This window comes from Tenacibaculum sp. 1B UA, assembly GCF_033978845.1.
Classification (GTDB): Bacteria; Bacteroidota; Bacteroidia; order Flavobacteriales; family Flavobacteriaceae; genus Polaribacter.
On sequence record NZ_JAKVUA010000017.1, the window covers coordinates 1 to 21,345 of the forward strand.

Below are 21,345 nucleotides of genomic sequence, written 5' to 3' on the forward strand. Positions count from 1 at the left end.
GTCGACACCCCAAGCCTAATCGGGTCGACACCCCAAGCCTAATCGGGTCGACACCCCAAGCCTAATCGGGTCGACACCCCAAGCCTAATCGGGTCGACACTCCTTGCCTAAGGGGAGTGACACTCCCTCGGTAAGGGGAACGATGCTCCCCGCCTAAGGGGAGTGTCATTCACTGCCTAAGGGGAGCAACTTCAAACAACAAAAAAGGTAAAATATTCGTATTGTGTAGAAAAATGTTTGTTAGGTGCTGTGAAGTATAAAGAAGTCTTTTTAAAAAAACAATACACCCCAAAGAGGAGTGTATTTAAGTGTAAAGTTTTATAAGTAGTTAACTTAACAGCTAACAAAAGCACAGGTGTTCTCGCTTGTTTGTTTCAATTTGTACCGTAAGTGAGAATTGTGTACTTGCTTTTTATACTAAAGGCTCAGCTTTAAAACCTTTACTTTTTACAATAGCAATTACTTCATCTGCTGTAATCCCTTTAGAACTTACGGTAAGAATTTTATCATCAAAATTAGTATCTACATTCCAATGGCAAATACCCTCAGCATTGTCTAAATCAGCTTGAACTTTTGATACACATCCTCCGCAGTTAAGGTTAGTTTTAAATTTTAGTTCTTTATTGCTTTCCATTATATTAAAAATTTATTTATTATTGAATACTGCAAATTTCAGCACAACGGGACTGTTTGTTGTTGTACAATTTTAAGATTGATTTGTGAGATTTACAGATTTACTTGTTAAGTGAGATTTAAAACGTTCAGACACTTGCTAGTGCCGAAACACTTGTTACTTTTTCCATTTTAATCGTAAGCTATTGCTAACTACACTAACGCTACTCATAGCCATAGCTGCACCAGCAATCATAGGGTTTAATAAGAAACCATTAATTGGATATAAAATACCAGCTGCAATAGGAATACCAATAAGGTTGTAAATAAATGCCCAAAATAGGTTTTGTTTAATGGTAGCTACCGTTTGTTTTGAAAGCTTTATAGCTTGTGGTATTTTACTTAGGTCAGATGATATAATGGTCATTTTAGCAACATCCATCGCAATATCACTACCTTTTCCCATGGCAATACTTACATCGGCAGTAGCTAAGGCAGTACTGTCGTTAATACCATCACCCACCATAGCAACGGTTTTTCCTTGTTGCTGTAACTCTTTTACAAAATCGGCTTTATGTTGTGGTAATACTTCAGCTTTGTAATGTTGAATACCTGTTTCTTCAGCAATAGATTTTGCGGTAGCTTCGTTGTCACCCGTAAGCATGTATAGTTCAATATCCATAGCCTGTAGTTCCTTAATAGCTTGTACCGAGGTTTCTTTTATTTTATCTGAAATAGCAAGTACAGAAAGTGCTTCTTTACTATTAGCAAACCAAATAACAGTTTTAGCCTGTTTGCTCCATTCGTCTGCCTGTTTTATAAGTTCGTTAGCTATGGAAATATTGTTTTCAGCCAACAACTTTTTATTACCCACAAAAAAGGTTTCTTCGTTATAATCAGCCTTAGCACCCTTACCTGTAATACTGTCGAAATTTGTTAGTGGGGTAGTGGCAGTATCTCCTAAAAACTTTACAACAGCTTCTGCTAATGGGTGTTCAGATTTCTTCTCAATACTTAAAAGAATATTCTTAGCAGTATCATTATTCTGTAACCAAAATATACCAGTAACTTCAGGTTTTCCTTCGGTAATAGTTCCTGTTTTATCTAAAATAATGGCGTTTACTTTTTTAGCCAATTCAAGGCTTTCAGCATCTTTAATTAAAATACCGTTTTCGGCACCTTTACCCACGCCCACCATAATAGCGGTAGGAGTAGCAAGACCTAAAGCACAAGGACATGCAATAACCAGTACCGTAATACCAGCTAATAACCCTTGAACCACTCCGTTATCTCCACCTAAAATAAACCATATAATAAATGTAATAACAGCAATACTCATAACTACAGGTACAAAAATACTGGCGATTTTGTCAACCAATTTCTGTACAGGAGCTTTACTACCTTGTGCATCTTGCACCATTTTAATAATTTGAGCTAGCATGGTTTCTTTTCCAACCTTAACGGCTTTGAATTGGAAACTTCCTTTCTGATTAATGGTTCCCGCAAACACTTTTTCATTTTCTTCTTTTAGTACCGGAACAGGCTCACCACTTAACATGCTTTCATCTACATACGAGTTTCCTGTGGTAACCATACCATCTACCGCAATTTTTTCTCCTGGTTTAACAAGAATAGTATCATTTACGTTTACATTTTCAATAGGGGTTTGCTTTTCCGTTCCGTCAGGTTGTATCACTACAACGGTTTTAGGCTGTAACCCCATCAATTTCTTAATGGCAGATGAGGTGTTTCCTTTGGCTTTTTCTTCCAGTAATTTTCCTAACAGAATAAATGCAATGATAACTGAAGCTGCCTCAAAATATACATGTGCTTCTAATCCTCTAGACTCCCAAAACTTAGGGAATAACATGTTGAATACACTAAAAATATATGCTATACCTGTACTTAAAGCTACTAGGGTATCCATATTTGCAGAACGATGTTTGGCTTGTTTCCATGCATTGATAAAAAAGTCTTTACCAAACCATAACAACACAGGGGTAGAGAAGGCCCACATAATAGGGTTGGCGTAAGGCATGTTCATAAAAAACATACCAATAATAACAACAGGTAACGAAAGTAGTACCGACCAAATGGTTTTAGTTTTTAATTGCTTGAACTTCTTTTCATGAATAGCCTCGAGGGTTTCTTGTTGTTTGGTTTCGTCTTCAATTAACAAATCATAACCCGCACCCTGTACTGCTTGTTGCAGTTTTGTAGCATTGGTCATATTAGGAAGGTATTCTACCGTTAAGTTTCCACTAGCAAAATTAACCGAAGCACTTACTACACCTGGTTCGTAGCTAACAATACTTTCAGCACTTCCTGCACAAGAGGCGCAAGTCATGCCTAATACTGGAAAAACTTTTTTAACAGTAGTAACACCGTACCCCAAATCTTTTATAGTAGTAACGGCATTAGCAAGAACTTCTTCGTTGGTAACTGTAATAGTAGCTCTTTGGTTGTTTAGTTCTACTTTATGGGTTTCAATTCCCTCAACATGTGCTAGTCCTTTTTCAACGATTAAAGCACAGTGCTCACTTTCCACACCTTCTAGAGGTAGGTAAATGATATCTTTATTGTTATTTGTTGCCATTTTTTACTGTATTAATTGTACAATACAAAGTTGGCATTAAGTTAGAGAAAATTTATTGTGGAATTTTGGAATCGATTTATAAGATTTACACCTCGTCTAATGGTTTTCTTTTGTCCTTACGGATTTTTTTGAAGTGACTCGGCGTTAATCCTGTAACTTTTTTAAACTGATTGCTTAAATATGCTACGCTTGAATAGTGCAAACGGAAAGCAATTTCACTCAACGATAATTCATCGTAAACCAATAATTCTTTTACCTTTTCTATTTTTTGAGCAATAAAATACTTTTCTATGGTAGTACCTTCTACTTCAGAAAAAAGATTGGATAAGTAATTGTAATCATGATGAAGTTCGTTGCTTAATAGTTCAGATAGATTGACTTTTGTTTCACTGTCTTGATGGTGTACCAAATTGATAATTAGATTTTTTATCTTTTCAATAATGCGCCTTTTTTTATCATCAATAATCTCGAAGCCTAAGCTAAGTAAGGTTTTGTCTAAATATTCTCTTTCTTGGGTAGTAAGCTCTTTTTCAAGTGTAACTTCACCTAATTTAATATTTTTTACACCCACACCTAGTTTGTCTAATTCATTTTGAATGACTAGGATACAGCGGTTACAAACCATGTTTTTAATAGTGAGCGTCATAGTGTTTTTAGTATAGTTTGTTAGGTTTACAAAGATAGGAATAAGTGATTGCTATAAATCAAAAACAGTTTCAATTTTATAGCTATAAATACTAAAACAGTATTATTAAAATAGAGGATAAAAAAATCCCAAGCATTTTGCTTGGGATTTTTGTCTTATTGGTCTTCGTCTATTTCGGTACGAGACTCTTTTGGTTTTTCACCTTTTTCTATTTTTATAATGAGTTTTTTGTCTTTCTCATTTAAATCCATAAAAATGGTGTCACCTTCATCAAGTTTTGAGTTAACAATTTCTTCAGCTAATGCATCTTCAATATACTTCTGAATGGCTCTTTTTAATGGGCGAGCACCATATTGCTTATCAAAGCCTTTATCAGCAATATAATCCTTGGCTTTTTCGCTTAAGTTAAGTTTGTAGCCTAGATCATCAATACGGCTTAGTAACTTATCTAATTCAATATCAATAATCTTATGAATATCTTCACGCTCTAATGAATTGAATATTACAACATCATCAATACGGTTTAAAAATTCAGGAGCAAACGATTTCTTTAAAGCACCTTCAATAATACTTTTTGCATGGGCGTCTTCTTGCTCTTTTTTAGAGGAAGTTCCAAAACCTACACCACCACCAAAATCTTTTAATTTACGAACTCCAATATTTGAAGTCATAATAATAATGGTGTTTCTAAAATCTATTTTGCGACCTAAACTATCTGTTATATGTCCGTCATCTAACACTTGTAATAACATGTTAAATACATCAGGATGCGCTTTTTCAATCTCGTCTAATAAGATTACTGAGTAAGGCTTACGACGTACTTTTTCAGTTAATTGTCCACCTTCTTCGTAACCAACATACCCTGGAGGTGCACCTATTAAACGAGAAATGGCGAACTTCTCCATGTACTCACTCATATCAATTCTAATTAAAGAATCGTCAGAGTCAAACAACTCACGTGCTAGTACTTTAGCTAACTGTGTTTTACCAACACCAGTTGAACCTAAGAAGATAAAAGAACCAATTGGTTTGTTAGGATCTTTTAATCCAACACGGTTACGCTGTATAGCTTTAACAACTTTGGTAACAGCTTCATCTTGACCAATTACTTTACCTTTTATTAATTGAGGTAATTCTGCTAAACGGCTACTTTCTGCTTCGGCAACACGATTTACAGGAATTCCTGTCATCATCGATACTACTTCAGCTACATTGTCTTCAGTAACAGTTTCTCTATGTAATTTAGAGTCTTCTTCCCATTGCTGTTGTGCAGATTCTAAAGCTGTTTCTATATTTTTTTCGTCATCACGAAGCTTTGCAGCCTCTTCATACTTTTGTCCGCTTACAGCTTTGGTTTTGCGTCCTCTAATTTCTTCTAATTTAGCTTCTAATTCTAAAATTTGTTGAGGAACAACAATGTTAGTAATATGAATTCTAGATCCAGCTTCATCTAAAGCATCAATAGCTTTGTCTGGTAAAAAACGGTCAGTCATATAACGATTTGTCAATTTTACACAGGCATCAATAGCCTCATCGGTAAAAGTTACATGATGATGTGATTCATATTTACCTTTAATATTGTGTAAAATTTGTATCGTTTCTTCAACCGTAGTAGGATCTACAATTATCTTTTGAAAACGACGCTCTAATGCACCATCTTTTTCAATATTAGTTCTGTATTCATCTAAGGTTGTGGCTCCAATACATTGAATTTCTCCTCTTGCTAAAGCAGGTTTTAACATGTTAGAAGCATCTAATGAACCTGTAGCGCCACCAGCACCAACAATTGTATGAATTTCATCAATAAAAAGAATAATATCGTCATTTTTTTCTAGCTCGTTCATCAGCGCTTTCATACGCTCTTCAAACTGACCTCTATACTTTGTTCCAGCAACTAAGCTAGCTAGGTCTAAAGAAACAATACGTTTGTCAAATAAAATTCGAGATACTTTTCTGTCAATAATACGTAAAGCTAATCCTTCAGCAATGGCAGATTTACCAACACCTGGTTCACCAATAAGCATTGGATTGTTCTTTTTTCGTCTACTTAAAATTTGAGAAACACGTTCAATTTCTTTTAAACGACCTACAACAGGGTCTAGTTTTCCTGCTATTGCTAAAGCTGTTAAATCACGTCCAAAATTATCTAAAACAGGAGTTTTAGATTTTTTAACTTGCTTTCCTTTTTGAGACTGTTGCCCGTAAGGGTTTGACTTTTCGTCAGCAAATTCATCATCAGATGGTGTTTCTCCTATTGGTGAAATAAAAGTGTCATCATCTACGTGTAGTTCTTTGTACAAGTTTTTGGTTTGTTCATAATCTACATCATATTTTTGAAGTAGTTTTGTGGTAGGGTCATTTTCGTTACGTAAAATACATAGCAACAAGTGTGCGGTGTCTATTGCGTTACTTTGATATAGTTTAGCTTCTAAAAACGTGGTTTTTATAGCTTTCTCTGCTTGTCTGGTAAGATGTAAACTCTTTCTTTGAGGGCTTGTTATAGATGGAGTTGTAGGATTTAACTTTTCTAGTTTATTGCGCACTAAATCTAAATCAACATCAAAAGTTGTTAATATTTCAATGGCTTTTCCATCCCCTTTCCTAATCAAACCTAACAAAAGATGTTCAGTCCCAATAAAGTCATGTCCTAGTCGTAAGGCTTCCTCTTTACTGAAAGTAATCACATCTCTAACCTGTGGTGAAAAATTATCGTCCATAAATTTATTTTCTGTCTCTGTAAAGTTAGTAAGTTTTTTTCTTAAAAATTACAAAAAAGATGCCAATAGTTTTTTACTGACATTCTGACGAGTAAAATAAGGTGTTTTAAAGTTTTTTTATCTTATAAAATTGTTAATAAATAACGATAAAACAGTTTATATATTTTTTGTGTAAAACTGAGGGTTGTAGTATCTTGCAATGTTTTAGAAAGTGCAGAGAACTAGAAAGCATTTTAAAAGTGAGTTTTATCGAGTGTAAAATTCACTTTTTTGACGAAAATAAATACTAATATTTTAAAAGAAAATATATGGCAGATGGCGAAAAGTTGATCCCTATCAACATTGAAGAGCAAATGAAGTCCGCATACATCGATTATTCAATGTCGGTGATAGTATCAAGAGCATTACCAGATGTAAGAGATGGTTTAAAACCAGTACATAGAAGAGTTTTGTTTGGTATGCATGAATTAGGAATTAAAGCTACTGGTGCATATAAAAAGTCTGCAAGAATTGTAGGAGAGGTATTAGGTAAGTATCACCCACACGGAGATACTTCGGTGTACGATTCTATGGTGCGTATGGCACAAGACTGGAGTGTACGTTATATGATGGTTGATGGACAAGGGAACTTTGGTTCTGTAGATGGTGATAGTCCAGCAGCAATGCGTTATACCGAGGTACGTATGCAAAAAATATCAGAAGAAATGTTATCTGATATTGAAAAAGATACAGTAGATCATAAATTAAACTTTGATGATACGTTGCACGAGCCAACGGTATTACCAACACGAGTTCCTAACTTATTAGTAAATGGAGCATCAGGTATTGCAGTAGGTATGGCAACTAATATGGCACCACATAACTTAACAGAAGTTATTAATGGTACTATTGCGTATATAGCTAATCGTGATATTGAAATTGATGAGTTAATGCAACACATCAAAGCACCTGATTTTCCAACTGGAGGGATTATTTACGGATATGATGGTGTAAGAGATGCTTTTCATACAGGTCGTGGACGTATTGTAATGCGTGCCAAAGCTACGATTGAAGAAGTAAAAGGTCGTGAGTGTATTGTTGTAACTGAGATACCTTATCAAGTAAACAAAGCAGAAATGATTAAGAAAACTGCTGACTTGGTAAATGATAAGAAATTAGAAGGTATTGCTAGTATTCGTGATGAATCTGACCGTAAAGGAATGCGCATCGTTTATGTGTTAAAGCGTGATGCAATTCCTAATATTGTTTTAAATAAATTATTTAAGTACACACAATTACAAACATCTTTTAGTGTAAATAATATTGCACTGGTAAAAGGTCGTCCAGAGCAATTAAACTTAAAAGAGTTAATTCATTATTTTGTAGAACATAGACATGAAGTTGTTGTTCGTAGAACAGAGTTTGAATTAAAGAAAGCCGAAGCTCGAGCACATATTTTAGAAGGGTTAATTATTGCATCAGATAATATTGATGAGGTGATTGCAATCATCAGAGGTTCTTCAAATGCTGATGAAGCTCGTGAAAAATTAATTGAACGTTTTGAACTGTCAGAAATTCAAGCACGTGCAATTGTTGAGATGCGTTTACGTCAGTTAACAGGACTAGAGCAAGATAAATTACGTGCGGAGTATGATGAGATTATCAAAACTATAGCAGATTTAAAAGATATTCTTGCAAACGAGCCAAGACGTTATGATATAATCAAAGAAGAATTACTTTATATTAAAGAGAAGTATGGAGATGAGCGTCGTTCAGTAATTGAATATGCAGGAGGAGATATGAGAATCGAAGATATGATTCCTAACTCTAAAGTAGTAGTAACTATTTCGCATGCAGGGTATGTGAAGCGTACAAACTTAGATGAATATAAAGTTCAGAATAGAGGAGGGCGCGGACAAAAAGGAGCGACGACTCGTAACGAAGATTTCCTAGAGCATTTATTTGTAGGTACTAACCACCAATACATGTTGTTCTTTACTCAGAAAGGAAAGGTATTCTGGATGCGTGTATACGAAGTTCCAGAAGGAGGAAAGAATACGAAAGGAAGAGCGATTCAGAACTTAATAAACATTGAACAAGACGATAAAGTAAAAGCATTCTTAGTAACAGGAGATTTAAAAGATGAAGATTACATCAATAATCACTTTGTTATTATGGCTACAAAGCGAGGTCAGGTTAAGAAAACACCTTTAGAACAATATTCACGTCCAAGAGCTAATGGTATTAATGCTATTACTATTAAAGAAGGAGATGAGTTGTTAGAAGCGAAATTAACTACTGGAGATAGCCAAGTAATGTTAGCGCTTAAGTCAGGAAAATCAATTCGCTTCGAAGAGGCTAAAACACGTCCAATGGGAAGAACAGCATCTGGGGTTCGTGGTATTACATTATCACACGAGAAAGACGAGGTAATTGGTATGGTAGCTGTAAATGATATGGAAAGTAATATCTTAGTAGTTTCAGAGAAGGGATATGGAAAACGCTCTAAGTTAGAAGATTATCGTATAACAAACCGTGGAGGTAAAGGAGTTAAAACATTGAATATATCAGAAAAAACTGGTAATTTAGTAGCTATTAAAAATGTAGATGACTCTAATGATTTGATGATTATTAACAAATCAGGTTTAACCATTAGAATGGCTGTAGAAGACTTGAGAGTTATGGGTAGAGCAACTCAAGGTGTTAAGTTAATCAATATTAAAGATAATGATGATATTGCTGCGGTAGCAAAAGTTATGCATGAAAAAGACGAAGAAGAAAATGGCACAGAAATTGAAAATGAAACGAATGAAAGTCAAGAACAACAATAAATAAACCATAACAAAAATGAAAAAACAAATCTTAGCCCTTTCTTTAGGATTAATGTCGTTGGGGGCAATCGCTCAAAAATCAGAACTTAAAGCTGCTGAGAAGGCTATAAAAAAACAAGATTTTACTACAGCATTAAGTACCCTTAACGCTATTGAGGGTTCTTTAATGATGAACGGTGAAGATAAATATAAGTCTAAATTTTACTTTTTAAAAGGAAAAGCATTAGCAGCTAAAAAAGATTATAAAGAGGCAGGAGAAGCTTTGAATGCTTTATTAGCAATGAAAGAGAATAAGTATACTGATGAAGCTAAGCCTATCTTAAACCAATTGATTCAAGAGGTTTCAAAAAAAGCGGTTGATTTATATAATAATAAGAAAGACTATAAAAATGCAGCAGAAGATTTTTATTTAACATATGTATTAAGTCCTACGGATACTTCTTTTGCTTTTAATGCAGCGGTTTCAGCTACTCAGGCTAAAGACTATGATAAGGCTATTGAATATTATAGAGAATTGCAAAAAATAGGTTATACAGGTGTTGAAAAACAATATGTAGCTACAGATAAAGCTACAGGTAAAGTAGAAAGTTTTGGTAATGACAAAGCAAGAAGAGATTTAATGGTAAAAACAGGGAATTATGTAAAACCTGAAGTTAAATCTTCTGATTCTAAATCAGCAACAATTGTTAAAAATGTAGCTTTAATTTTAAAAGAGCAAGGAAAAACAGATGAAGCTATTGCAGCTTTTAAAGATGCTCGTGCTTCTAACCCTAAAGATTTAAATTTAATTTTAAATGAAGCTCAGTTATATGTTGAGATGGGTAAAATGGATAAGTTTGGAGAGCTGATGAATGAGGCAGTAGCTTTAGATCCAGAAAACCCAACTTTATACTATAATTTAGGCGTTGTAAACTTTAACGAAGGTAGAATGGATGATGCTAAGAAGTATTATACTAAGGCAGTTGAGTTAAAACCAGATTATGCTGATGCTTATATGAATTTAGCAGTAGTAGTTTTAGATAAAGAAAAAGCTATTGTTGAGGAAATGAATAAAAACTTATCAAATTTCAAGAAGTATGATGAGTTAGCAGCTAAGCAAAAAGAGGTTTACAAAGAAGCTATTCCATTCTTAGAAAAAGCTGATAGTTTAAACAGAAATGCAGAAACAGTTAAAACTTTAATGAATTTATATGAAGTTTTAGAGATGAGCGATAAAGCTTCTGAATACAGAGATTTATATCAATCAATGAAATAAGAAATTCTTAAAGAATAAAAAAACCGAAACTTTAAAAGTTTCGGTTTTTTTATGTTATAAAGTTAAATAGACTAATCAACTAAACGTTTAATAACTCTAAGTTTATGAGTGTGTTGTTGTGTATCAACATTATAAATACCGCTATGGTCTAATTTGTCAATACGAACTTTACCATGAGCATGTATAATGTTGTAGTCATTCATAATAATTCCAACATGGGTAATTATACCTTCTTCATTATCAAAAAAAGCTAAGTCTCCAGGCTCACTTTCTTCAATAAAACTCAAAACTTCTCCCTGTGTAGCTTGTTGTTTAGCATCACGAAGTAAGTTGTATCCACATAATTTATATACAGTTTGGGTAAAACCAGAGCAATCGATTCCAAAAGGAGATTTACCACCCCATAAATACGGAACATTTAAGAATAAAAAAGCAGCTTCAACTATAGCAGATTTTGCTAATTTATTATTACACACTCTGCCCTCATATAAAAAAGAGGTGTTATTAATATTGATTTTGTTATTTTTAAATAATGGAAGACGAGCCCCCATGGGAATAGTTGTTAAATTACTATTATTATCGGTAATAAAATCGATTAATTCACCAGCATAGTGTTTTTTCTCTTTTGATAAAAGGATGTGTATTTCTTCTGAAATTTCTTCGTATTGTTTATTATCTATATACCCTTCATAGTTATCAAAAGCTAAACGGATTTTACTCCATTTCTTAGTTTTTTCTATAACCTCGAAGTGCTCACCAAAAACAACTTGATTTACCATTTCTGAAGCATCAGAAGGTTCTAATCGAAGAGGAACAATACTTAAATTACAAATTCCAAAGGACATCTGCTAGTAGGGGCTTTAAAAAATTAAACTCTTTCAATTACCATTGCACTAGCACCACCACCACCGTTACAAATTCCAGCAGCACCAATTTTAGCATTGTTTTGTTTTAAAATAGAAGTTAAAGCAATAATAATTCTAGCTCCAGAAACCCCTAATGGGTGCCCTAATGAAACCGCACCACCATTGACATTTACCTTATCTGCTGATAAGCCTAAAATTTTCATATTAGCTAAACCAACTACAGAGAATGCTTCGTTTAACTCAAAATAATCAACATCATTAATAGAAACTCCAGCTTTAGCTAGGGCTTTTGGTAACGCTTTTGCAGGAGCTGTAGTAAACCATTTAGGCGCATTTGCAGCATCTGCATACCCTTTAATTTTTGCTAATGGAGTTAATCCTAATTCAGCAGCCTTTTCAGCAGACATTAATACTAACGCAGCCCCACCATCATTAATGGTAGAAGCATTGGCAGCAGTAACAGTTCCTTCTTTTGTAAATGCAGGACGTAAAGCAGGAATTTTTTCCATTTTCACGTTTTTATATTCTTCATCTTCAGAAAAAATAATTGGCTCACCACGACGTTGAGGTATTTCTACAGGAACAATTTCATCTGCAAATTTACCTTCACTCCAAGCTTTTGAAGAACGGTTGTATGATTCTACAGCAAAATTATCTTGATCTTCTCTAGAGAATTCATATTCTACAGCACATTCATCAGCACAAACTCCCATAGCAACTTGCTCATAAGCATCTACTAATCCGTCTTTTTGCATTCCGTCTTCCATTTTAATAGGACCGAATTTAGAACCTGTTCTAGCATGTTGGTAATGAGGAATCATACTCATATTCTCCATACCACCAGCCACTACAATTTCAGCATCTCCTAAAGCAATTGTCTGAGCCGCTAACATGATAGACTTCATTCCTGATGAACAAACTTTATTTACAGTAGTACATGGTACAGTATCTGGAATTCCAGCAAAAATGGCAGCTTGACGAGCCGGTGCTTGACCTAAACCTGCTGAAACTACATTTCCCATAAAAACCTCTTCAACCATTTCTGGTTTTAGGTTAATTTTATCTAAAGCTCCTTTAATGGCTACAGCACCTAATTTTGGTGCAGGTGTAGTTGATAATGTTCCTAAAAAACTACCAATTGGAGTTCTTGCAACCGATACTATTACTACTTCTTTCATGTGCTACTATTTGTTAAATTTTATTTATCCCAAAACTACAAACTAACCAAAATAATAAAGTTGTTAAGTGCTTAATAATTATTTTACGACTATTGTTTTCGTGTATTGGGTGAATTGTATTAAGATTTGTTTTGCAAAAATAACCATTTTATAATAAGTACTCAAATTATAGAGAAAGGTTATATTTACATTTTATAAATATCAAAAATGAACGATTTAATCAATAGACTGTATAAGAATAACACGATAATTTACAAAGTATTGTTGTTTCTAATTACAGTTACTGCCATAGTGTATTTGTTTCCTAAAGGAGGACAGTTTAAATACGATTTTTCGCAAGGAAAACCTTGGCAATATGATAATTTATATGCTCCTTTTGATTTTGCTATTCAAAAAACTTCTGAAGAAATAACCGAAGAAAAAAAGGAGCTTGAAAATGGTTCAAAAAAATATTTTGTAGTTGATACATCGGTAAAAGCTGAGGTATTAAGTTTATTTACTAATGAAGTTACAAACCTTGACTCTTTATCAACTAGTACGATTAGAAATTTAATTAAAAAAGGAGAGAAGCTTATTGATAAAATATACTTGTATGGCTTTTTAGACGATGCTAGTAATGATAAAGCAAGCAGAGGAGATGTAGTAGTGTTACGAAAAGGAAACTCTATTGATGATGTTCCGTTTTCAAGGTTAATACAAACCAAAGATGTGTTAAGTTTTTTGCGAACTAATACAGAAGATCTTCAATATTACAAACAACGCTTACTTATAAACTACCTATCTAGCAATTTACGCCCTAATGTAACTTATGATTATAAATACAGTGAAAAGGAATTAAATGAACGTTTGCAAAGTATTTCTTATGCAAAAGGAAAAGTCTCAAAAGGAGAATTGATAATTTTAAAAGGAGATATTGTTGAAGGAAGAAAGTACAATGTTTTAAAATCGTACGAAGTAGCATCGAGTTCTAGAATTTGGACAAAGTCTAATTATAACTGGATAGTTTTTGGGTATACCATTTTAGTGGCTTTAGCATTACTAATGTTATTGCTCTTTCTTGAAAGATATCGATTTGAAATATTCAACGATAACAATAAAGTAACGTTTATATTCTTTAATGTTTTTTTGATGATTTTTGTGCAGACGATGGTGGTAAAGTATAATTCAGATTATTTGTATGTTGTTCCATTGAGTATCTTGCCAATTGTACTCAAAGCTTTTTTTGATGCTCGATTAGGATTGTTTACTCACGTACTTACAGTGTTGTTGTTGGGGTTTATTGTACCAAATAGTTTTGAGTTTATTTACTTACATATCATTGCAGGAATTGTAACTATTTTAACTGTTTCAGAATTATACAAACGAGCGAGTTTGTTTATGTCAATAGGACAAATTACGTTAATTTATATGGTAACTTATTTAGCCTTTTCTATTTTAAAAGAAGGAAATGCAGATAAAATAAATTGGATGTATTTTGGGTTATTTGCTGCCAACGGACTTTTATCATTTTTAGCAGTATTTTTTATTTATTTTTATGAAAAGCTCTTCGGATTGGTTTCTGATGTAACCTTATTGGAACTTTCCAATACGAATTCAAAACTATTAAGAGATTTGAATGAAAAAGCACCAGGAACATTTCAGCATTCTATGCAAGTGGCTAATTTAGCAGAAGCAGCAGCAAATGAAATAGGGGCAAACTCTATGTTAGTACGAACAGGAGCATTGTATCACGATATAGGTAAAATGGTAAATCCGATGTATTTTACCGAAAATCAATCCACAGGAGTAAATCCGCACAACGATTTGTTACCAGAAGATAGTGCACGCATAATTTTAGATCATGTAATTAACGGAATTGAATTAGCGAAAAAAAATAAATTACCTGATAGGATCATAGATTTTATTAGAACACACCATGGTACAAGTGTTACCTATTATTTTTACAAAAAAGAGCAAGAAGAGAATCCTGAGGTTGATATAAAAAAATTTCAATACCAAGGCCCAATTCCATTCTCAAAAGAAACAGCTATTTTAATGATGTGTGATGCAGCTGAGGCAGCTTCTAAGAGTTTAAAAAATCCAACAGCACAATCTATTGATGATTTAATTGATCGTATTGTAGACAAGCAAAAAAACGATAATCAGTTCATAAATTCTGATATTACTTTTAGAGAAATAGAAAAAATTAAAAAAATTATTAAGAATAAGTTAATGAATATCTATCACTTACGAGTTGAGTATCCAGAATAGCAAATTTTTTTATTAAAAAAGTTTGTAGAAACGTATATATAGTTATACATTTGCACTCGCAATTTTTAGTTCGCGTTTCGACAAGAATTAAAGGAGAGGTGGCAGAGTGGTAATGCAGCAGCCTGCTAAGCTGTCATCCTTCGGGATGCCCGGGTTCGAATCCCGGTCTCTCCGCAATAAATTGCAGATGACCTAATCGGGGTGTAGCGTAGCCCGGTCATCGCGCCTGCTTTGGGAGCAGGAGGTCGCAGGTTCGAATCCTGCCACCCCGACACTGTTTTCGTAGAAACATAAAAACTACGGGCTCGTAGCTCAGCTGGATAGAGCACCTCCCTTCTAAGGAGGCGGTCATAGGTTCGAATCCTATCGGGCTCACAATAAGCCTCACTTTAATTAGTGAGGCTTATTTTTTTATATCATTGATGTTTAATAGTTTATGTTTTTAATTCGATAAAATTTATTGTGTTGTTTTAAGTCGTTCTTTTTTTTAAATAATGTAATTTCGTGCAAATTAGTTTAAAAAAAATCAAAAACTAGGACAATTTTAGGGTAGAATAATAATAAGCTTTTTTGTTATATATCTTAATTTGATTGATTTATACTAAATAATTAATATATTTATAATCTACTGATCCCATAATTAAATAAAAAGTATAGGTGAGTCAATTAAAAATTGAAGAATTAGAATTAATTTCTTGCGAAAAAATCTTAAAAAACGGTGGTACATTTCCAGTATTGATAAATGCTTTAAATGATTATGACGAAGAGAAATATTATGTAATGAAGGCTTTCAAAAAGAAAGCAATAGAAGAGAATTATTCTGTATTTAAAGAAATTTTTCTATCCGAATTAGCTCCAGACTTTAATTTAGTAGCTCCAGATTATGCAGTTATTCAAGTTGAATCAAATGAGGTTGTAAAAGTTTATCAAAATGAAGATAAGATAATAGATGCTAATGAATATGTAGACCAATTAGATAAAGGTTATAAATTTTGTTCGTTGTATTTAGAAGGTTTGCCCACAGTTAACCCTGAAATAATAACAAAAGGAAGATTAACTCAATATGATATTGAAAATATTTATGCTTTTGATCAAGTGTTTTTTAATTCTGATAGAGGAGGGATGAGAGATAAACCAAATTTATTAATTAATGACTATGAAATGATAATAATTGATCATGAACAGTCGTTACCATTTATAAGTTCCTTTGACACAGGGAAAGAAATTAATTACTTTAATTATTTCAAAAATTTTAATTCCCCAACACATGTTTTTTATCCTCATTTGAAAAAATTACCAAAGAATGGTAAAGTCCATCTCTTTGATGAATTTATTGATAATTTGAGGACGATAAACATTAAAAAGTTTAATGATTTATTTACAGAATTAGATAGAATGGGCATTGAATATGGAAATAAAGATGATATTTTTGCGTATCTTTATTGGGCAAAGAGTAATTTTTCAAAGGTTCAAACTTTGTTACTAGAGAAATTAATATGAAAGCACTTACATATAAATATAGTATTCTTAAGTACGTACATTCTGCTTATTTGGGAGAAAGTATAAATATTGGCGTTCTTCTATATTTTCCAAATGAAGACAAGTTTATTTTTAAATATTCAAAAAATTTAAAAAGAATAAAATCTAGTTATGAGCTTAAATCTGAAAAAATAATAAAACACTATTTACAGCAAATCGAAAGAAAAGTTAAAAAACTTTCAAATTCAGAAAATTTTCATCCAACTTTTTTTGAAATAAATTTAGAAGAATTTATATCACGAAATTTATTGCCAAATGATGAAACTGCTTTACAGTTTTCAAAAAGTAAGTTGTCTAAAACTAGAGATTATCATTTAGAAGGTGTGGCAGATAAAGCCGCTGAAAGATTACTTTTAGATAAATTTTCGATTTCTCATGAAAGTAATATAAAGAAGACAGAGAAGCTGGTTAATCTTTTTTATAATAGATTAAGTTTTAAGTTAGACTTAAATGAGAAACAAAATAAAAATCTCTTTTTTAAAGATTACCATGTAGAAAATGAAAACGGAACTGAATATAAATTTGATTATGGATGGCAAAATGGTTCTTTAAATTTAATTAAGGGTATAAATCTAAATCAGAATTCATCGGATAAGATTTTAAATACAACTTTTAAAAACTTTGGATTATTCACAGCTTTAACAGATGAAGCAGAAAGGGATAATTTAAGATATGATTTATTTGTAACTAAACCAGAAGATAAGTTGTTTTTCAAAGACTATGATTACTCCTTAAATTTTCTTGATAACCTTGATAAAGTGAGAATAATAGAGGAAGAAGAAATAGAAAGTTATACTGAAAAAGTGATGAAGGTCTTATCTGTCTAAAACCTGCTTATAGTTTCATTTTTTTCACTTACCTAGGAGTGAGGTTTTTTTTAGGTGTATATATAAATATGTGTTATCTCTACCACATCTAACACCTGTTTTTGTTTTCAAAATTGAATTAAAACTAGGACAAAACAAGGACAGATATAAATATTTTTTGATTAAAGTATTGGATATGAATGTTTAACTCTAAGATGTGAAATACCTTCTAAGGAGGCGGTCATAGGTTCGAATCCTATCGGGCTCACTTAAAGCTTCACTAGAAATAGTGAGGCTTTTTTGTTTTTGTAGGTTTTATAGTAGCTTAGAACCCTTTTTAAGGGCTTTCTCTATATACTTATATTATCTTAGTCTTTTAAAAAGTATACCTTTCTAGGTATCAAAAAAGGTATCAATTTTTACTTTGAGGTATCAATTTTTGAATTGTGGTATTTAATCAGTAAATATGGACTCTATTAATAATTAACTTTAACATTTGGTGAGCTAAAAATAAAAGTTTACACATGTAAATTGTTTGTAGGTTCTAATTAGTTATTTTCAAAGTGAAAACAAAAGATAAAATATAATTTTTCTCATAATACTGTCTAAAGTTAAGATTATTATTCTAATTTTAAACAGTTCGGTTTTTGGGGAAGCTTATATAGGAGTTATGCCAAAGCTTAAAACTCTATATACTGGAATTATGACAAGCGAAGATGATTTAGATATATCGGTTCCTGTTTATGGTTATTACGGGTATCGATTTTTTACCAATCGATTTGAAGAGGTTATGATTAAGCCAAGTATTTTTTTTAAATATGAAGGGGGCGCGCCTTTACAGGTCGATTTGAACATGGCTGTTAATTATAAAAATAAACTTGAAATAGGTACCGGTTATCGAAGAAGTTCATCAATTAATTTCTTAGCAGGTATTTATGCCATAAAGAACTTTAAGTTTGTGTACTTCTATAATGTAGGTTTTAATACTTCTGTGTTAGGAAACAACCATGGGGTTGTTCTTTCGTATACTTTTGATAAAAAGCGTAGAAATTAACATAATCAGATCAAGTTCAAACTAGAGACTTCTTAACCTCTTTCAGATTTTATTATTATAACTTGTATATTTCTGTCAGAATTAACGTTGAATAAGTATGAGTGTAATATGACTGTCATTATTGAGTTATCTTAAGAGATATACATATTTATAACCAACAGTACCTATCTGGTCTAAAATACTGATTGATGGTAAAGTATAGGTAAGCTTAAACACTTAATTCGATTTTTATCAGTTATTGATTGGGACTTGATTTATTCCAAAGTAATCGCCAATAATATTGACCATTATAATAACCCTAAATAAATAGCATGTTTTGTAAGCCCTGCAAGGTTTTTAGCATCTAACTTTAAAAGCAAATTTTTCCGGTAGGTTTCAACGGTGTGTTTACTTATAAAGAGTTTATCAGCAATTTCTATAGTGGTATGTTCGCGTGCTATCAATTCTAAAACCTGCAGTTCTCTTGAACTTAAAGGTGTTTGTTTACTTTCTTGTGTTGAAAATAAACTTTCTTTGTAGGTTTTAAGAATTTTATCAGAAAAATAATTTTCACCTGCTAGAATCACTTCTACGGCTTTTAATAACTCAGCTTTAGAAGCATTTTTATGAACATAACCATTGACTCCGTTTTGTTTTAACTGATGAAACATATTTGGGTTGTTATGCATACTCACCATAAGCATCTTTACTAGAGGGAAATCTTTTTTTATATACTTACTCAAAGTAATACCATCTATTTCGGGCATAGATATATCCGAAATAATTAATGCTATGTCGTTTGTATGTTTTAAAAACGGTAAGACGGTCTTGGGTTTGTCAGTTTTTAAAATAACATCAATCTCTGGCATATCTTCAAAAATACTCATTAAACCATCTACAAACATTTTATGGTCATCTACTATAATTAGTTTATATATCATTTTATTGCGGTATTAAGGGTAAAGTAATATTTATTAGTGCGCCATGGTTGGGGCTAGTGTCAACAATCAAAGTTCCATTTAAAGTCGTTATGCGTTCATTTATATTTTTTAAGCCAATACCTTCTACTTTTTCATTGTAAACAAATCCTTTACCATTATCTTCAAAAAGCAGGTTTATCATGTCTGTATGTGCATTGAGTTGAATTTCAATAGTTGATGCGTTTGCGTGTTTTATGGTGTTATTTATGAGTTCTTGTAATATTTTAAATAAATGTGTTTGAATGGTGTTGTTTGTTTTGTTGATAAGTGTTTCGTCAAAGAAAGACATTTCAATTTTTAGATGTGTTGAAGTGACTATTTTTTCTATATGATTTTTAATAAGTTGCGTAAACTCTTTGTCTGCAATTTTTTTTGAAAGCAAATCGTGAGAAATATGACGCACCTGGTTATAGGTCTCATCTAGATGACTAATAATGCTCGATAATCGAGGCTCTTTAGAAGACAGATGGTCTAACTGTAGTTTTATTCCGGCCAAACTTCCGCCAACAGCGTCATGTAATTCTTGGGCTATACGTTTTCGTTCCTTTTCTTGACCCTCAACAGAGGCTTTAATATTTTTTAACTCTTGCTCTTTTTTAAGGTTTAAAATTTGTTTTACGTTTAACTCCTCTTGTTTTTTAGCCAGCGCTTTTTGGGTTTTTAGTTTTTGATAATAAACAAATAATAAGACACTTAATGGAATACTAAAAACAATAAAACCAATGAGATAAGCATTTTTTAATTGTTGCGATTTGCTTGCTTCGGTTTTGGCAAGTTCTCTACTTTTTTTTAGTATAACGATTTTATTTTTGTTTTCGCTACGGTCTTTTTGTAATTGAAGAATGGTATTTTGATGTTGTGATGCTTCAAGCTCCTTTTCTAGGTTTAGTGTTTTTAAAGCTTTTTCTTTTTGAGAGAGTTCTAATTCGTTCTTTTTCCTTTGAAGTTTTAAAAGGGTGATTTCTTGTTGTTTCTTTTTGGTTTCGTAAGCTATTTTTAATTCTTCAAATTGCTTGTTTTTTTCTGTGTTAAAAAGGCTGTCTTTAACGGTTGCTACTTTTTTTAAATAATAGATACTGCTTTCATAATTTCCAACGTTTTCATACACCGAAGCGTATATTTCATATAAGCTTAACTGATAGTTTAGTGAGGGTTCTTTATTTAAAAAAACAGCTGCTTTATCTAGATAAGTTAAGGCTTTAAATGATTGTTTTGTTTCATGATAGGCGATAGCTAAGTGTAATAATGACGATGTAGTAAGCAATTGTGCACCTACATTTTTTGAAAGTGTGATTACTTTTTCATAATAATCAATGGATTTACTGTAGTTTTTATTTTCAAAAAACAAATTAGCATACCCAATATAAATATGACATAGAGCAACCTGATTATTGTGTTCTAAAGCCATTTTTTTTGCTTTGTCATACTGCGTTTTTGCTTTGTTTTTTCGGTTTGTTTTTGAATATACTTCTCCTAGGTTTAGATGGATTCCCAACTTTAAACCTGGAGTCAAATTTGCATCTAATGTTTTTATAAAGTAATTTTCAGCTCCATAATAATCTTCTTTTTCTAGCAACAAAACACCTATTTGGTGTAATATTAAGGCACTGCTTTTTTTAGAGTATTGTTCAGAGAATTTTAATGCTTTTTGATAATTTTTCATAGCAAGTAAGTGCTTCCCTTTACTTTTATATACATCGCCTAGAACGCGGTAATTGTTTGCGTGAAACTTAACTCTTTTTGTACTGTCACAACGGTTTATGAGTGGGATGTTTTTTAGTAAAATCGATGTGGCTTTGGTAAAGTGTCCCTGACTATTTAAAGCTACAGCCTTTGCATATTTGACTTGGATGAGTAGTGGTAAAGGAGGATTTAATAAAGCTGCGGAATCTAGTGCTTTTATGCCTTCTTGGTAGTTTTGTTTTTGATCAATAAGAGTTAGCCCTTTTTGAAACCACTGTGTTTCCGTTGTTGGTTGTTGCGACCAGCACAGTTGTATAAATAAAAACGCTAGTATGGATAAGTAGATATATTTAAATTGCTGTAACACGTAACAA

The 21,345-nt window shown here is 32.4% G+C and carries 14 protein-coding genes and 3 tRNA genes; 9 read left to right on the plus strand and 8 right to left on the minus strand.

The window, feature by feature from the left end:
• Positions 1 to 412 precede the first annotated feature (412 nt).
• The 4 genes from MK851_RS12350 to MK851_RS12365 form a co-directional block, all read right to left on the minus strand.
• A complete protein-coding gene (locus tag MK851_RS12350) occupies positions 413 to 634 on the minus strand; it encodes a heavy-metal-associated domain-containing protein (RefSeq protein ID WP_099214139.1) in 222 nt (73 codons plus the stop codon).
• A gap of 156 nt (positions 635 to 790) precedes the next feature.
• Positions 791 to 3,208, minus strand: a complete 2,418-nt coding sequence (locus MK851_RS12355) for a heavy metal translocating P-type ATPase (RefSeq protein ID WP_320244220.1) — start codon at positions 3,206 to 3,208, stop codon at positions 791 to 793.
• Between the two features lie 85 nt (positions 3,209 to 3,293).
• Positions 3,294 to 3,854 (minus strand): AraC family transcriptional regulator, encoded by a 561-nt coding sequence (locus MK851_RS12360; RefSeq protein WP_320244221.1) that lies wholly within the window; start codon positions 3,852 to 3,854, stop codon positions 3,294 to 3,296.
• A gap of 155 nt (positions 3,855 to 4,009) precedes the next feature.
• Positions 4,010 to 6,571 carry an ATP-dependent Clp protease ATP-binding subunit gene (locus MK851_RS12365; RefSeq protein WP_320244222.1) on the minus strand — a complete coding sequence of 854 codons (2,562 nt, stop codon included), beginning with the start codon at positions 6,569 to 6,571 and terminating at the stop codon, positions 4,010 to 4,012.
• A 308-nt stretch (positions 6,572 to 6,879) separates the two neighbouring features.
• On the opposite strand from MK851_RS12365, the gene gyrA reads away from it, so the two are divergent.
• Together gyrA and MK851_RS12375 are read left to right on the plus strand one after the other, a co-directional pair.
• Positions 6,880 to 9,381, plus strand: a complete 2,502-nt coding sequence (gene gyrA / locus MK851_RS12370) for a DNA gyrase subunit A (RefSeq protein ID WP_303510292.1) — start codon at positions 6,880 to 6,882, stop codon at positions 9,379 to 9,381.
• Positions 9,382 to 9,397: 16 nt separating this feature from the next.
• A complete protein-coding gene (locus MK851_RS12375) occupies positions 9,398 to 10,636 on the plus strand; it encodes a tetratricopeptide repeat protein (RefSeq protein ID WP_320244223.1) in 1,239 nt (412 codons plus the stop codon).
• Positions 10,637 to 10,707: 71 nt separating this feature from the next.
• Here MK851_RS12375 and MK851_RS12380 read toward each other — a convergent pair whose 3' ends face one another.
• On the minus strand, positions 10,708 to 11,481 hold the full coding sequence (locus MK851_RS12380) for a C40 family peptidase (protein ID WP_303510296.1): 774 nt from the start codon (positions 11,479 to 11,481) through the stop codon (positions 10,708 to 10,710).
• 23 nt (positions 11,482 to 11,504) lie between these two features.
• Positions 11,505 to 12,680, minus strand: a complete 1,176-nt coding sequence (locus MK851_RS12385; protein ID WP_320244224.1) for an acetyl-CoA C-acyltransferase — start codon at positions 12,678 to 12,680, stop codon at positions 11,505 to 11,507.
• Positions 12,681 to 12,887: 207 nt separating this feature from the next.
• Between MK851_RS12385 and MK851_RS12390 the strand changes: the two genes are divergently transcribed.
• From MK851_RS12390 to MK851_RS12420, 7 genes are all read left to right on the plus strand, one after another.
• Complete coding sequence (locus MK851_RS12390; RefSeq protein ID WP_320244225.1) at positions 12,888 to 14,930, plus strand: HDIG domain-containing metalloprotein; 2,043 nt, start codon at positions 12,888 to 12,890, stop codon at positions 14,928 to 14,930.
• Between the two features lie 92 nt (positions 14,931 to 15,022).
• Positions 15,023 to 15,104 (plus strand) — tRNA-Ser (locus MK851_RS12395).
• A 23-nt stretch (positions 15,105 to 15,127) separates the two neighbouring features.
• A tRNA-Pro gene (locus MK851_RS12400) sits at positions 15,128 to 15,202 on the plus strand.
• A gap of 29 nt (positions 15,203 to 15,231) precedes the next feature.
• A tRNA-Arg gene (locus MK851_RS12405) sits at positions 15,232 to 15,305 on the plus strand.
• Between the two features lie 282 nt (positions 15,306 to 15,587).
• Positions 15,588 to 16,430 carry a HipA family kinase gene (locus MK851_RS12410; protein WP_320244226.1) on the plus strand — a complete coding sequence of 281 codons (843 nt, stop codon included), beginning with the start codon at positions 15,588 to 15,590 and terminating at the stop codon, positions 16,428 to 16,430.
• Positions 16,427 to 17,296, plus strand: coding sequence for a DUF3037 domain-containing protein (locus MK851_RS12415; protein ID WP_320244227.1), 870 nt, complete (start codon positions 16,427 to 16,429; stop codon positions 17,294 to 17,296). The genes MK851_RS12410 and MK851_RS12415 overlap by 4 nt, the downstream gene beginning before the upstream one ends.
• Before the next feature lie 649 nt (positions 17,297 to 17,945).
• Positions 17,946 to 18,329: a type IX secretion system membrane protein PorP/SprF gene (locus tag MK851_RS12420; protein ID WP_320244228.1), complete on the plus strand. Its 384-nt coding sequence runs from the start codon at positions 17,946 to 17,948 to the stop codon at positions 18,327 to 18,329.
• 287 nt (positions 18,330 to 18,616) lie between these two features.
• Here MK851_RS12420 and MK851_RS12425 read toward each other — a convergent pair whose 3' ends face one another.
• Complete coding sequence (locus MK851_RS12425) at positions 18,617 to 19,249, minus strand: response regulator transcription factor (RefSeq protein WP_320244229.1); 633 nt, start codon at positions 19,247 to 19,249, stop codon at positions 18,617 to 18,619.
• Position 19,250: 1 nt separating this feature from the next.
• Complete coding sequence (locus tag MK851_RS12430; RefSeq protein WP_320244230.1) at positions 19,251 to 21,338, minus strand: ATP-binding protein; 2,088 nt, start codon at positions 21,336 to 21,338, stop codon at positions 19,251 to 19,253.
• Positions 21,339 to 21,345 lie beyond the last annotated feature (7 nt).

Bases quoted from the DNA above. Each gene is read 5' to 3' on its own strand.
- MK851_RS12420 (WP_320244228.1), top strand. From the start codon at position 17,946: ATGCCAAAGCTTAAAACTCTATATACTGGAATTATGACAAGCGAAGAT.
- MK851_RS12390 (WP_320244225.1), top strand. From the start codon at position 12,888: ATGAACGATTTAATCAATAGACTGTATAAGAATAACACGATAATTTAC.
- MK851_RS12360 (WP_320244221.1), bottom strand. From the start codon at position 3,854: ATGACGCTCACTATTAAAAACATGGTTTGTAACCGCTGTATCCTAGTC.
- gyrA (WP_303510292.1), top strand. From the start codon at position 6,880: ATGGCAGATGGCGAAAAGTTGATCCCTATCAACATTGAAGAGCAAATG.
- MK851_RS12380 (WP_303510296.1), bottom strand. From the start codon at position 11,481: ATGTCCTTTGGAATTTGTAATTTAAGTATTGTTCCTCTTCGATTAGAA.
- MK851_RS12355 (WP_320244220.1), bottom strand. From the start codon at position 3,208: ATGGCAACAAATAACAATAAAGATATCATTTACCTACCTCTAGAAGGT.
- MK851_RS12350 (WP_099214139.1), bottom strand. From the start codon at position 634: ATGGAAAGCAATAAAGAACTAAAATTTAAAACTAACCTTAACTGCGGA.
- MK851_RS12365 (WP_320244222.1), bottom strand. From the start codon at position 6,571: ATGGACGATAATTTTTCACCACAGGTTAGAGATGTGATTACTTTCAGT.
- MK851_RS12425 (WP_320244229.1), bottom strand. From the start codon at position 19,249: ATGATATATAAACTAATTATAGTAGATGACCATAAAATGTTTGTAGAT.
- MK851_RS12385 (WP_320244224.1), bottom strand. From the start codon at position 12,680: ATGAAAGAAGTAGTAATAGTATCGGTTGCAAGAACTCCAATTGGTAGT.
- MK851_RS12375 (WP_320244223.1), top strand. From the start codon at position 9,398: ATGAAAAAACAAATCTTAGCCCTTTCTTTAGGATTAATGTCGTTGGGG.
- MK851_RS12415 (WP_320244227.1), top strand. From the start codon at position 16,427: ATGAAAGCACTTACATATAAATATAGTATTCTTAAGTACGTACATTCT.